The sequence below is a fragment of the Pseudogracilibacillus amylolyticus (SeqCode) genome (assembly GCF_051918545.1).
GTDB lineage: Bacteria > Bacillota > Bacilli > Bacillales > Amphibacillaceae > Pseudogracilibacillus.
Window position 1 is genome coordinate 26,153 of sequence record NZ_JBPPZG010000008.1, and the last position, 13,563, is coordinate 39,715.

Genomic DNA, 13,563 nt, shown 5'->3' on the forward strand with positions numbered 1-13,563 from the left:
CCTGTCAAACATGGATTGATTTAAATAAATAATCGAGGTGGAGGGCCTTCATACGTTATTTCATCATTATTTACTTCATTATTTCGTTCTAAAGTTCCTCCATCTTTTATCTCATTTAATGCTTTAACTAAATGATACATCTTCGGTACTTCTTGTAGGACTGGTCCGTATTTATCAAAGAATGGTGTACTTGACTCGATCATTCGAATAATGTATTGAATATAAGCTAATGCTCTTGCAACATATTCATTCACTTTTCCATAAATTTGAGTCCGAACATTTTCGGGTCGTACGATAGTATTTCCTTGTGGGAAATAATTAAAAGGAGTATTTCTCACTGGTTGAAAAACTACCGTATGATAATTATGATTTACCATGTTTCTCACCCTTTTTTTAAATTCTACATTATTGTATGTAAGCATATGGTGAGATGTAACTTATATCTTAACAATAATCTCTTTAAAAATCTATGAAAAAAGCCTTCCCATATAATGTTACGGGAAAGGCTATAATTTCTTTATTTTTTATCCATTTGATTGTTCATTGCACGCATCATTTGATTAATTTTTTTCTGTGATGGTTTTTGACCCATTTGCATCATTAGCGTACGTAACATTTGTTCATTAATTGGTGGATTCTTTTTCAAATAGTTCATCATATATTTTCTAGCAATAAAAAATCCGAGAGCAACTCCTGCTATCAGTGCCAAGAGAGCAATAAGCACTACCCATATTGTTGACATGAAACAATTTCCTCCTTAAAATACAACCTTAACTAATTCCTTTTACAGTATAAACAATTCGGCAACATTAGACAAACGTAAGGTTATTTCAATAAATCTTCTACGTGTCTCACAACATTTTCAATTGTAAAACCATATTCTTTTACAACAACGTCGCCTTTTCCTGAGGCACCGAACTTGTCAACTGCAATAATTTTACCTTCATCACCTGCATATCGTTCCCAACCAAATGAGGAAGCCATTTCAATTGCAACTCTCTTTTTAATATGTGTTGGTATTACTTCGTTTTTATATGTTTCATCTTGTGATTCAAAACGATCCCATGAAGGAATACTTACTACCCTCACATCAATATTCTTGTCCAATAAAACTTTTTGAGCTTCTACAGCCAAACTGACTTCGGACCCTGTAGCAAGTAAAATTGCCTCAGGCTCATTTTTAGCATCAGAAATCACATAAGCTCCTCTGCTTACACCTTCATACGCTTTATCTGCAGTGTTTGGAAGTGTTGGTAAGCCCTGACGCGTTAGAACAAGTGCTGTAGGTTTGTCTTCTGATTCTAATGCTAACTGCCAAGCTGCTTGTGTCTCATTTCCATCAGCTGGACGGATTACGGATAAATTAGGCATCGCTCGTAGTGATGCTAATTGTTCAACAGGTTCATGTGTCGGTCCATCTTCCCCAACAGCAATTGAATCATGTGTAAACACATAAGTAACTGGTGTATTCATAATGGCAGATAATCGAATGGCAGCTCGTAAATAGTCACTAAATACGAAGAATGTTCCCCCATAAACTTTTAAACCACCATGTAAAGCCATTCCATTTAATGCTGCACCCATAGCAAATTCACGAACACCAAACCATATATTTCTGCCATCATAGCTTGCTTTCGTAAAGTCGCCGTCATCTTTTATCATCGTATTGTTTGAGCTTGCTAAGTCAGCACTACCACCAAATAAATTTGGAATTGACTTTGCGAGTGCATTAATAGCATCACTTGAAGCTACTCTAGTTGCAAGTTTGTCTTTTCCAGCTTCATAACGAGGTAGATTTTTATCCCAATCTTCCGGTAACTTATTATTTATCGCCAGTTCAAGGTCTGTCGCAAGTTCAGGATAACTATGTTTATATTCATTAAATAATTTATTCCATTCTTCTTCTGATTGCGCGCCTTTTTTAACTACTTTTTCTTCAAAATTATTGTATACATCTGTATCCACATGAAATTCATCATGTTCCCATTTATAATATTCTTTTGTTAGTTTAACTTCATCTGCTCCTAGTGGTGCTCCGTGAGAAGCCGATGAATTCGATTTATTCGGAGAACCATATCCGATAATTGTTTTTACTTCTATTAAAGTTGGTTGCTCCGTATTTTCTTTAGCTTTAGTTATTGCTTTTCTAATTTCAGCAAGGTCATTTCCATCTTCAACACGGATTACTTCCCAGTTATAAGCTTCAAATCGTTTTTGTGTATGATCAGAAAATGAACGGTCTAAATCTCCGTCAAGAGAAATATCATTAGAGTCATAAAGTACGATTAATTTTCCTAAACCTAAGTGACCAGCTAAAGAAGCTGCTTCGTGCGAGATACCTTCCATTATATCGCCGTCACCAACTAATGAGTATGTATAATGATCGATAATATTAAAACCATCTTTATTATATTTTGCAGCAAGATGAGCTTCTGCCATAGCCATTCCTACAGCCATTGCCACACCTTGTCCTAAAGGGCCTGTTGTCGCCTCCACGCCATCTGTATCTAATACTTCTGGATGTCCTGGAGTTCTAGATTTAAATTGACGGAAACTTTTAAGATCTTCTATCGTGACATCATATCCTGATAAATGAAGAAGACTATATAATAGCATAGAACCATGACCTGCTGAAAGTACAAAACGATCACGGTTAAACCATTTTGAATTTTTAGGATTGTGGTTCATAAAATCGGTAAATAACGAATACGCCATTGGAGCTGCACCCATTGGTAAACCTGGATGACCCGAATTTGCTCTTTCAATTGCATCAATAGATAATGTACGAATAGTATTAATTGCTTTTTGTTCAATTTGTGATAACATGCTATCTTCCTTTCAAGTAATAAATTTATTTAAATTTTTTATTCTTTTTTAATTTCTTTACTTTTTCAGGTGTAACATCTTGTCCTTCTGGATCAATAACAGTTAAAGTACTTATTTGATTTGTAAAAGACTGTCTAATATTATGGAGATATTCCTCCCTAAGTTCTTTTTGTTCTTTTTTTTCTTTATTCGTAAGTCCTTCTGCTTTTGATTTGTTTGCGAGGTAATTAATTCGGTTTAATTTTTCTTTTGACATCATCACGATCACCTCATTACTACTATTGTACTTAATTTTTTAAAATTAGTAAAAAATTAAACGAAATCTACATACTCTTCTATATTATGCTTTCAAGATAACTCTTTCAAGTTTAAACATTTATAAGTCAAAACAGAGAACTTATGTTTGACTTTTTTCACTAAAATGGTATGATATAAGTAATAAAAAAAGTGAGGTGTTCCCTGTTGAAGAAACTCTCTAAAAGACAACAAATGATTTTTGATTTTATTAAAAATGAAGTAGAAACAAAAGGCTATCCACCTTCTGTACGAGAAATCGCAAAAGCTGTTGGACTTGCTTCAAGTTCCACTGTGCATGGTCATTTAGAACGAATTGAAAATAAAGGATACATAAGACGAGATCCAACTAAACCTCGGGCAATTGAAATATTAGACCAGTCAGATAATGATATTGAAAAAGATGCTGCAAGATATGCACCGGTAATTGGTAAAGTAACCGCTGGGTCTCCGATAACTGCAATTGAAAATATTGAAGAATACACTCCTGTTCCTAGTTCTATTGCACATCAAAGCGATAATTTATTTGTGCTTGAAATTGAAGGGGAAAGTATGATCAATGTTGGCATTCTTAACGGTGACCGGGTGATTGTTAAACAACAAACAACCGCAGAAAACGGTGATATTGTAGTCGCGATGACCGATGAAGATGAGGCAACTGTTAAACGTTTTTTTAAGGAAAGCGATCATATTCGTCTCCAACCCGAAAATGATACAATGGAGCCGATCCGTTTAGAGAATGTTTCCATATTAGGTAAAGTCATTGGATTATACCGTAATTTTTAATATGTAGTTAAACTTTTACTATGAAAAAAGCTAGAGATTATTCCCTAGCTTTTTAAAATTACTATTTTAGTGTGTGTTCCGATGAAAAGGATTAACGTCGTCTAAGTTCGCTATGCGTCCCGCTAGTAATTCCGACGCTAGTACGTCTGTACGTTGCATTTCGAGACACTGCAGCTTTGAATGGTGGAGCGTATGCAGTTAATAAGCGTAGATGTTCTTGCTCGTCGGAAAAAGTGGTATTTTTTTCCAAGAAGCGAAAAAAGCAAGCAACAGAGCTTTCACAGGAAGTGGTGACTCTTCTGACAAGGACGTGGGCTTTTCTGACAGAAGTTCCCCCTATGCAAATTGTCATTTTCAGCGGATTTTCTCGACATCTTTTACAAGTTCTTTCGATAATATAAGTTGGTCTTTTTCAATCAACTTTTTAATGGTTTCCGTAATTGCAATCTTTACATGTGCATAGGTTAATCCACCCTGCATAAAAGCAATAAAAGGAGGTTTGATTGGGCCATCTATCGACAATTCGATACTTGACCCTTGAATAAATGTGCCGGCAGCCATAATAACTTTTTCATCATATCCGGGCATCTCACTTGGATAAGGCGAAACATATGAATTAATCGGTGAATTTTCTTGGATTGCTTGACAAAAAGCAATCATTGATTCTTCATTTCCAAATGTAATGGTTTGGATGATATCTGTTCTTTTTTCATTGTAAAATGGAGTCGATTTAATTCCAAGTAAGTCAAGTAAACGAGATGTAAAAATGGCACCTTTAAGTGCTTCACCAACAATATGAGGTGCGAGAAAAAAGCCTTGGTACATTTCCTGTAACATTTGTAAGGTTGCTCCCGCTTCTTTTCCAAGTCCTGGAGCTGTTAATCTGTTTGCAGCATTTAATACTAATTCCTCTTTTCCAACAATGTATCCTCCGGCACGTACAAGTCCACCTCCGGGATTTTTAATTAAAGATCCTGCGATTATGTCTGCTCCAACATGGAGAGGTTCTTTCTCTTCAACAAATTCTCCATAACAATTATCAACAAAAACAATTAATTCTTTATCAATTTGTTTTACAAACTTAATCATTTTTGCAATTTCAGCAATTGTAAAAGATGGTCTATCTTCATACCCTTTGGAACGTTGAATACCGATTACTTTTGTTTTTTCATTAATCGCTGATTTAATTCCATCATAATCTATTGAACCATCATTTAATAAAGCAACCTCATTATAAGATATTTGATAATCTTTTAATGATCCCGGGCTGTTTGCTCTTTTTCCGATAACTTCTTCTAACGTATCATAAGGGCTTCCTGTAATATACAGTAGCTCATCACCAGGATATAATAAAGAAAATAAAGCTGTTGCAATCGCGTGAGTTCCTGATACTATTTGCGGTCTAACAAGTGCATCCTCGCCCCCAAATACGTTAGCATAGATCGCTTCCAGCCCATCACGTCCACTGTCATCATAACCGTAACCATCCGTTGAGTTAAAATGGAAATCACCAATTTGTTCAGACTTAAAGGCATCAAGCACGCGTCTCTGATTTACTTCTACCATTTTATTTACTTGATCAAAAATTGTCGCACAATCTGTTTCGGCTTGTAGTACTAAATTGTTTAGCATTTATTTATCTTCTGCTCCTTTACAATATGCCAATAAAGGGTGGGCTTCGCGGATAAACCCTTCTATATCATACATATTCGTTTCCTCATTATATTGTTTCTTTGTCACGATCGATTGAATTCCAAATTGATTCATTACCCTTCCATCAGCAGGTGAAAGGGATAATGAATAATAAATCCACTCTTGTTTTAAAATCTCTTCTATCTTTATTAATAAATTTTCGCGATCTGATTTTTTATATGCACTCATTACCATATACGGATGCTGAGTAGCAAAAAAGTCATCATGAAGTAAATCAGCCTTATTGTACAAAGTTAACATTGGTATATGATCCGCATCAAGTTCATGAAGAATTTCCTTCACTGTCTTCTGATGCTGTTCGTTACCTTCGTGAGATGCATCTACAACATGGAGTAAAAAATCAGCCTCCGTTACTTCTTCTAAAGTAGACTTAAAAGCGGCTATCAAGGAAGTGGGCAAATCTTGTAAAAATCCTACTGTATCTGTGATGAGACATTGAAAACCTGATGGTAAATGAATTTGCCTTGTTAATGGATCTAGTGTAGCGAATAATAAATCTTCTTCCAAAGCTGATTCATTTGTTAAACGGTTAAAAAGTGTTGATTTTCCTGCATTTGTGTAACCTACAATTGCAATTTGAAAAACTTTATTTAACTTTCTTCTTTTTCGGTACTGTTCTCTTTGCTTTACAACATCTTTTAAACGTCTTTTAATTTCATCAATACGTCTCCGGATATGTCGTTGATCCGTCTCCAGTTTTGTTTCACCTGGACCTCTTGTGCCGATTCCACCACCTAATCGGGATAAAACTAACCCCATTCCATGCAACCGTGGTAACATATACTGTAATTGTGCGAGCTCTACTTGGAGTTGTCCTTCTTTCGTTTTTGCTCTACTGGCAAATATATCTAAAATTAGTTGGCTACGGTCAATTACACGAACTCCAAAATGATCATTTAAATTACGTAACTGCCCGGGAGATAGCTCATTATTACTAATAACAAGTTCGATATCATTCGCTAAAATCAATTGTTTAATTTCTTCTACCTTTCCCTGCCCTACATAAGTAGAAGGATGAATTTGCTCACGGTTTTGAACGACTACCTCTTTTACTCTCCCGCCAGCCGTATGACTTAACGATTTTAATTCTGCTACAGAGGATTCAAAATGATAGTCCGTCTCCGTATTTTTTTTAACAGCCATGATTAAAACATTTTCATTTGCCAAATAGTAACCCTCTTTTCAGATAGAAATGCAATTAATAATAGTCTTTTTGTATAATAATATTAATTTTCAAATTGTATATCTTCTGCTTTTAATTCCTGTAAATCTTTCATCGTACAGTCATTTACACTTAATAATCTAATCGCTTGCATGCGTATGCTTTTCTCAATAACATTGCGTACAAATCTTGCATTTGCAAAATGGGAAGTATTGTAAGTGATTTGCTCTCTTAAATGACTACGAAGCTTCCAAATCGCTTTATCTGACAGTTCATATTCCCTTTCGGATGCCATTTGAATCGCAATTTCGATCAATTGATCCAAACTATAGTCATGAAAAGGAATATGAAAAGGAAATCGGGATTTTAAACCAGGGTTTAAAGATAAAAAACGATTCATTTCCTCTGGATAACCGGCTAAAATTAAGAGAAAATCATTTTGATGATCTTCCATTTGCTTCACTAATGTATCAATTGATTCCCTACCAAAATCTTTATGTCCACCACGAGCTAAGGAATAAGCTTCATCTATAAATAATATACCACCTAAAGCTTTTTGTACTAAATTGCGTGTTTTTTGTGCTGTTTGGCCAATATATTCCCCTACTAAATCTGCTCTTTCCGCTTCAATAAAATGACCTTTTGACAAAATATTTAATTTATACAAAACGTTTCCTAACTCTCTAGCAATCGTTGTTTTACCTGTTCCCGGATTTCCTTTAAAGATCATATGAAGCACTTGTTTATTAACAGATAGACCCATTTGCTCTCGTTTACTATTCATTACTTTTGTTGCATATATTTCTTTAATAATTTCTTTAAAATGTTTTAAGCCAACAAAAGATGAAAAATGATGATCAATTATTTTTAATTCTTGATGATTCTTTAAAATATAAGGTGTTTGTTTTTTAGTGCTATTTTTATTCTGCTCACGTAATATAATATTTATTTTCCCGTTATCGTTGTGAATCATTTGCGTATTCAAATTATCACCCCTCGCACTTTTAGTATACGTCAGAAAGTATTATATGTGATAAATGCCCAGAAAAAAAGCGAATCTCCAAACGAGAAAATCGCTTTTTTAGTGCTTTAAATTATGGGAAACGAAAAAGCTATGTAAGCATTACGGGCAAGGGGTAATAAAATTATTCTTTATTATCAATTTCTATATTTTTTGATGGTGCAAATGTAGAAATTGCATGTTTATAAATAAGTTGTTGTTTTCCTTCAGAATCCAGTAATACAGTGAAGTTATCAAATGCTTTAACAATTCCCCTTAATTGAAAACCGTTTGTTAAAAATACCGTAACAGCAACCCTTTCTTTTCGAAGCTGGTTTAAATAATGATCTTGAATATTGACTGTTTGAGCCATTCTTTCTCCTCCTCATTTTCTATCTATATTTTTAAAGAAGACCGGGGTCTTGTTTTAGACCTTAGCTCCTTTTATAACAAGGTATACTATATTTTTTTGTTATTGTATTTTCAATCGTATGGACTATCGATGGAAATAGGTTACTGTTGGAAGTATCAATCTGAAACCATTCAATATCCATTTGGTTTTTAAACCACGTAAATTGTCTTTTGGCATAGCGCCTTGAATTTCTCTTTAATGTTTCAACTGCTGTGTCCAAGTCGACTTCGCCTTTTATATACGGAATGATTTCTTTATAACCAATTGCTTTCATGGATTGGCAGTTTTCATACCCTTGCTTGTATAGGAAAGTAACTTCCTCAATTAATCCATCAGTAACCATTTGATCGACTCGTTTATTAATTTGATTATACAGTGTTTTTCGATCCATTTCCAACCCAATCATAATATGATTATAACGAGGATTGTTTTTCTGTTTTTTATGAATTTCAGTCATTGTTAGCCCGGTTGTTTCATAGATTTCCAGAGCTCTAATGACCCTTCTATAATTATTAGGATGTATTTTTTGGGCTTGTTCTTGATCGATTTGCTTTAATTCATCGTACAATGCTTGATTACCTTCTTCTTGCAATCTTTGCTCAAGCTTTTTTGTTATATGATTATCCCGTTTCCGATTATTGAAATTATAATCGTACAAAACAGACTGAATGTATAGGCCACTTCCACCTACCAAAATAGGAACTTTGTTTCTATCATTAATTTCTTCTATATGTTTTTGTACCAAGCGTTGATATTCCGCTGCCGAGAAGGATTCATCTGGCTCCTTGATATCAAGCATAAAATGGGGGATGCCATTTTTTTCATGCTCTGTAATTTTTCCAGTACCGATGTCAAGTCCCTTATATACTTGCATGGAATCCCCACTAATAACTTCAGCATGAAAGCACTTTGCAAGATCAATACTTAGTTTTGTTTTTCCAACAGCTGTTGGTCCAACAATTACGATGACATTTTTCACGTTTTCTCCCCTGCCAAATTGCTATTTATAATACGCTTTGAGTCTCCAAATGTATTTATTGATATTTTGTTGTAAAGAAAGTAGAAAATATAAAGTAAGTTCATCATTTACTTCTTTCGCTCTTTTAAGTCCAATTTCCTCTATTTCTTCTGTTATTTTTGTAAAATCATCAGATAATTGTTCCATCATTTCTTCTTCTTCATCATCCGCTGTCGCTTCTTCAATAGTTGCTTCTTTAACATATTTTATCATTGTTGCGTATGGCTTTCCATCCATTGATAAAATATGATCACTAAGACGATCGATATCTTTTTTCCAGGTACCATGAAGTTCTTCAAAAATAGGCTGAAGTTGAAATACATGCTCGCCTTTCGCAAACCATTTATAGCGATGAAGCTTTACATAAATAACAAAATAATTTGCTAACAACTGATTTAAGAACAAGATTAAATACTGTCGATCCATATTGCACCTCAATCGTTTTTTTGTATTTGAACAACCTATATAATAGCTTTAACGACAGATGGCAATTTATTCATGCTACATGATACGTTTAAACATTTTCTCAATTTCATAATAGGTAAAATGAATAATCACTGGTCTTCCATGTGGGCAAGTGAAAGGATCATTCGTTTTTCTTAAATCTTCTAATAATCGTACCATATCTTGATCAGTAAGGTAATGATTTGCTTTAATAGATCGTTTACAAGACATCAAAATAGCGACTTCTTCTCTCAATTTTCCAATGTTTACTTTCCCTTCTTGGATAATCTGTTCGACAAGATCGCGAATAATTTCTTCTTCCTGCCCTTTCGGAAACCAGCCTGGAAATGCCCGTACTGCATACGTATTATTCCCAAAAGGCTCTAGGAACAAACCGATTTGTTGTAACTGATCATAATTATTTTCTATAAATGTCATTTCATTCATTGTAAATTCAAAGGTAAGTGGAAATAATAATTGTTGTTGTTCTGTTTCATTTGGTTTTGCTAATTGTTCCTTATAAAATTCATATTTAATTCTTTCTTGGGCTGCATGTTGGTCAACCATATAAAAACCATTTTCATTTTGTGCTAAAATATACGTTCCTTGTAGCTGACCAATCGGATACATTGGTGGTACACGTTCCTGCTCGTTGTTGTATCCTTCACTTTCATTATTATTTTCACTTAAATCATCTTCAGAAAAGGAAATTGCTTCTTGTTCAAGATCTTCGTTAGGTATATCATCTACAAGCTGCTCTTCATGTTTAGGTTCTTTAATATGTTCAGTCGCTATTTGTTGATTATTATTTGGTACATTTATTTCAGGTTCTTGAAGAGGAGAAAAAGTAAATTTCTCTTGCTCCGTTTTTACCTTTTCTTGCATGTTTTTTGGCTTCTCTTCAATCGTTGGAATTAATGTTTGCTTTTTAAAAACATCCCGGATCATTCGTTCAATTAGTGCAATTAATTCTTTTTCTTTACTAAAGCGGATTTCTAATTTTGTAGGATGAACATTAACATCAATTAATATTGGATCTAATTGAATGCTCATCACCACAATCGGATAACGATGTATCGGAAGAAGTGTGTCATACGCTCGTATAATTGCATGAGATAATGCGGGACTTTTAATATACCGACCATTTACAATCAATGTTATAAACCTGCGATTTGAACGAGTAATTTCCGGTTTTGCAATAAACCCATCTATTTTAAAATCGAGTGTTTCTTCTTGGATCGCTAACATATTTTTCGCTACTTGCATCCCATATATCCCGGAGATTACTTGAAGGCGATTTCCAGAACCAGGGGATTGAAAGATTGATTTTCCATTATGGATAACGTCAAATCGAACTTGTGGATGGGCGAGTGCATACCGATATATTAAATCGGTTATATGACTTAATTCTGTATGAATTGTTTTTAAATATTTTAGCCTAGCAGGTGTGTTAAAGAATAAGTTATCAACGGTGATTTCAGTACCTTTTCTTGCATCACTTTTTGTTTCTTTAATAATTTTCCCTGCGTCTAAGTACAATTTTGTACCTGCTTCATCACCCATTGAAGATTTAATCGTCACTTTACTTACTGATGCAATACTTGCTAAAGCCTCTCCCCTAAAACCAAGGGAATGGATATGAAACAAATCAGTATCGAACGATATCTTACTAGTTGCATGGCGCAGAAATGCCCGTTTACAATCTTCTTTACTTATCCCATCTCCATTATCTGTCACTTTAATTTGTGTTAGCCCAGCTTCTTTTAATTCAATTTTGATGACGGTACTATTTGCGTCAATACTATTTTCTATTAACTCTTTAACAACAGAAGCGGGTCTTTCCACAACTTCCCCAGCAGCTATTTTGTTCGCTAATCGTTCCGGGAGTTGTTGTATTTTCAAAAAATCACCGTCCTATCTAGTTGATTTTTTTCTGTAATTTATAAAGCACATTCATTGCATCAAGTGGTGTCATTTCTAACAGATTCATTTCTTTCAATTCATGTAAAACTGCTTCTTCTTTTGGTTTTCGTTCTATTTTTTTATTATTTGCAGGTTCCTCAAAAAATGTCAGTTGTTCTAAAGGTGCAGCCGCTGTATCTGTACCTTTACTTTCTAATTCATTTAAAATAACTTTTGCCCGCTCAATTAATTCTTCCGGTAAATCTGCTAATTTAGCGACGTGAATTCCGTAACTTTCATTGGCCCGGCCTTCTTCAACCTTATGTAAAAATACAACTTTGTCTTCATATTCTTCCGCACGAACATAAATATTTTTCACATGTTCTAATGATTCTTCAAGCTCTGTTAACTCATGATAGTGTGTGGAAAACAATGTTTTTGCTTTAATATGATTATTTATATACTCAACAATCGCATGAGCGAGTGCCATGCCATCATAGGTGCTCGTCCCTCTTCCAATCTCATCTAATAAGATTAAACTTTTATCCGTTGCATTTTTAAGTGCATTGTTTGCTTCCAACATTTCAACCATAAACGTACTTTGGCCACGAACAAGGTCATCTGCCGCACCAATTCTCGTAAAAATTTGATCAAAAATCGGAATTCTTGCTTCATCAGCGGGAACAAAACAACCTATTTGCCCCATAATGATTGTTAACGCTAATTGTCTCATATACGTACTTTTACCGGACATATTGGGCCCGGTTATCAGTAATATAAACTTATCCTCTGTTAGTTTAATATCATTAGGAACATAACTTCCATCTTCCATCACTTTCTCTATCACCGGATGACGTCCATTTTTAATCAATAAATTTTCTTCTACAAATAATGGTCGTTTATAGTTATTTCGTTCACTAACCTCAGCAAATGATTGTAAGACATCAATTTGACTAATAATATTAGCCAATTGTTGGATCGTTTCTATTTCTTCTTTCAGTTTTTCTCTAATATCTATAAAAAGCTCATATTCAAGTTCAACACTTTTTTCTTGAGCCTCTAATATAAGTGTTTCTTTTTCTTTTAACTCAGGAGTTATATACCGTTCAGCATTTGTGAGCGTTTGTTTTCTTTCATAACGTCCTTCTGGAATTAAATGTTTATTTGCATGGGTAATTTCAATATAGTATCCAAAAACTCGGTTATACCCAATTTTTAATGATTTGATATTCGTAATATCTTTTTCTTTTTGTTCTAAATCCAGGATCCATTCTTTACCATTTGTTAATGCGTTACGATACTCATCCAATTGTTCGTTATACCCGTCTTTAATTATATTTCCTTCTTTTATTGAAATAGGCGGTTCATTGTTAATGCTTCTTTCTAACAATGAAATGATTGTTTCTGGATAAAATATTTTTTCATTAATTGCTTGCGTATGTGAATCAGGAATGGCCTCTAAAATTTCTTTTATTTTTGGAATAGATTGTAAAGATTCTTTTAATTGGATCAAATCTCTCGCATTGACATTACCAAATGACACACGCCCTGCAAGTCTTTCAAGATCATAGACAGTTTTTAAAGCTTCCCTCAAGGCATCTCGCTCGATAAACGCATTAGTTAATGCTTCAACAACTTGTAAACGGTCATTAATCCTCTTTTTATCCGTTAAGGGTCTTTCTACCCATCTTTTTAAGGTTCTAGCTCCCATTGCGGTAACTGTTTTATCGAGTACCCAAAGTAAAGAACCGTACCTATCTTTTTTTCGAATTGTTTCCGTTAATTCAAGGTTACGCTTAGAGTACATATCAAGCGAAACATAATTTTGTAATTTTATTATTTTTGGTTTTTGTAAATGGTGAAGCGATCTTTTTTGCGTATGTACGATATAATTTAAGATTCTACTAAATGCTTTTAAAAATCGTTCATCCTCAAGATTTTCAAGTAAATGACGAAATTCACCAATAAAATTTACCTCATCTTCATATGAAAGAACAATTTGTAAC

The 13,563-nt window shown here is 34.1% G+C and carries 13 protein-coding genes; 1 reads left to right on the plus strand and 12 read right to left on the minus strand.

Annotated features, from left to right (window positions below; translation table 11 throughout):
- Window positions 1-20: 20 nt before the first annotated feature.
- From ACPYKA_RS01870 to ACPYKA_RS01885, 4 genes are all read right to left on the minus strand, one after another.
- Window positions 21-377, minus strand: coding sequence for a hypothetical protein (locus tag ACPYKA_RS01870; RefSeq protein WP_479540722.1), 357 nt, complete (start codon window positions 375-377; stop codon window positions 21-23).
- A gap of 140 nt (window positions 378-517) precedes the next feature.
- On the minus strand, window positions 518-742 hold the full coding sequence (locus tag ACPYKA_RS01875; protein WP_336260941.1) for a YneF family protein: 225 nt from the start codon (window positions 740-742) through the stop codon (window positions 518-520).
- A gap of 83 nt (window positions 743-825) precedes the next feature.
- On the minus strand, window positions 826-2,826 hold the full coding sequence (gene tkt / locus ACPYKA_RS01880; RefSeq protein WP_479540723.1) for a transketolase: 2,001 nt from the start codon (window positions 2,824-2,826) through the stop codon (window positions 826-828).
- 25 nt (window positions 2,827-2,851) lie between these two features.
- Entirely contained in the window at window positions 2,852-3,085 is a 234-nt protein-coding gene (locus tag ACPYKA_RS01885; RefSeq protein WP_479540724.1) for a DUF896 domain-containing protein, read from the minus strand.
- 203 nt (window positions 3,086-3,288) lie between these two features.
- Between ACPYKA_RS01885 and lexA the strand changes: the two genes are divergently transcribed.
- A complete protein-coding gene (gene lexA / locus ACPYKA_RS01890) occupies window positions 3,289-3,906 on the plus strand; it encodes a transcriptional repressor LexA (RefSeq protein ID WP_479540725.1) in 618 nt (205 codons plus the stop codon).
- A gap of 354 nt (window positions 3,907-4,260) precedes the next feature.
- On the opposite strand, the gene ACPYKA_RS01895 is transcribed toward lexA, so the two are convergent.
- The 8 genes from ACPYKA_RS01895 to mutS all read right to left on the minus strand — a co-directional run.
- Window positions 4,261-5,538 carry a methionine gamma-lyase family protein gene (locus tag ACPYKA_RS01895; protein ID WP_479540726.1) on the minus strand — a complete coding sequence of 426 codons (1,278 nt, stop codon included), beginning with the start codon at window positions 5,536-5,538 and terminating at the stop codon, window positions 4,261-4,263.
- Complete coding sequence (gene hflX / locus ACPYKA_RS01900; RefSeq protein ID WP_479540727.1) at window positions 5,539-6,786, minus strand: GTPase HflX; 1,248 nt, start codon at window positions 6,784-6,786, stop codon at window positions 5,539-5,541.
- Window positions 6,787-6,845: 59 nt separating this feature from the next.
- Window positions 6,846-7,754 (minus strand): AAA family ATPase, encoded by a 909-nt coding sequence (locus ACPYKA_RS01905; protein WP_479540734.1) that lies wholly within the window; start codon window positions 7,752-7,754, stop codon window positions 6,846-6,848.
- 172 nt (window positions 7,755-7,926) lie between these two features.
- Entirely contained in the window at window positions 7,927-8,154 is a 228-nt protein-coding gene (hfq, locus tag ACPYKA_RS01910; RefSeq protein ID WP_479540728.1) for an RNA chaperone Hfq, read from the minus strand.
- Between the two features lie 61 nt (window positions 8,155-8,215).
- A complete protein-coding gene (miaA, locus tag ACPYKA_RS01915; protein ID WP_479540729.1) occupies window positions 8,216-9,172 on the minus strand; it encodes a tRNA (adenosine(37)-N6)-dimethylallyltransferase MiaA in 957 nt (318 codons plus the stop codon).
- Window positions 9,173-9,193: 21 nt separating this feature from the next.
- Window positions 9,194-9,637 (minus strand): Dps family protein, encoded by a 444-nt coding sequence (locus tag ACPYKA_RS01920; RefSeq protein ID WP_479540730.1) that lies wholly within the window; start codon window positions 9,635-9,637, stop codon window positions 9,194-9,196.
- A gap of 75 nt (window positions 9,638-9,712) precedes the next feature.
- Window positions 9,713-11,557 carry a DNA mismatch repair endonuclease MutL gene (gene mutL, locus ACPYKA_RS01925; RefSeq protein ID WP_479540731.1) on the minus strand — a complete coding sequence of 615 codons (1,845 nt, stop codon included), beginning with the start codon at window positions 11,555-11,557 and terminating at the stop codon, window positions 9,713-9,715.
- 16 nt (window positions 11,558-11,573) lie between these two features.
- The coding region (mutS, locus tag ACPYKA_RS01930; RefSeq protein WP_479540732.1) for a DNA mismatch repair protein MutS at window positions 11,574-13,563 on the minus strand (1,990 nt) is incomplete at its 5' end.

Bases quoted from the DNA above. Each gene is read 5' to 3' on its own strand.
- ACPYKA_RS01870 (WP_479540722.1), bottom strand. From the start codon at position 377: ATGGTAAATCATAATTATCATACGGTAGTTTTTCAACCAGTGAGAAAT.
- ACPYKA_RS01875 (WP_336260941.1), bottom strand. From the start codon at position 742: ATGTCAACAATATGGGTAGTGCTTATTGCTCTCTTGGCACTGATAGCA.
- tkt (WP_479540723.1), bottom strand. From the start codon at position 2,826: ATGTTATCACAAATTGAACAAAAAGCAATTAATACTATTCGTACATTA.
- ACPYKA_RS01885 (WP_479540724.1), bottom strand. From the start codon at position 3,085: ATGATGTCAAAAGAAAAATTAAACCGAATTAATTACCTCGCAAACAAA.
- ACPYKA_RS01895 (WP_479540726.1), bottom strand. From the start codon at position 5,538: ATGCTAAACAATTTAGTACTACAAGCCGAAACAGATTGTGCGACAATT.
- ACPYKA_RS01905 (WP_479540734.1), bottom strand. From the start codon at position 7,754: ATGATTCACAACGATAACGGGAAAATAAATATTATATTACGTGAGCAG.
- hfq (WP_479540728.1), bottom strand. From the start codon at position 8,154: ATGGCTCAAACAGTCAATATTCAAGATCATTATTTAAACCAGCTTCGA.
- ACPYKA_RS01920 (WP_479540730.1), bottom strand. From the start codon at position 9,637: ATGGATCGACAGTATTTAATCTTGTTCTTAAATCAGTTGTTAGCAAAT.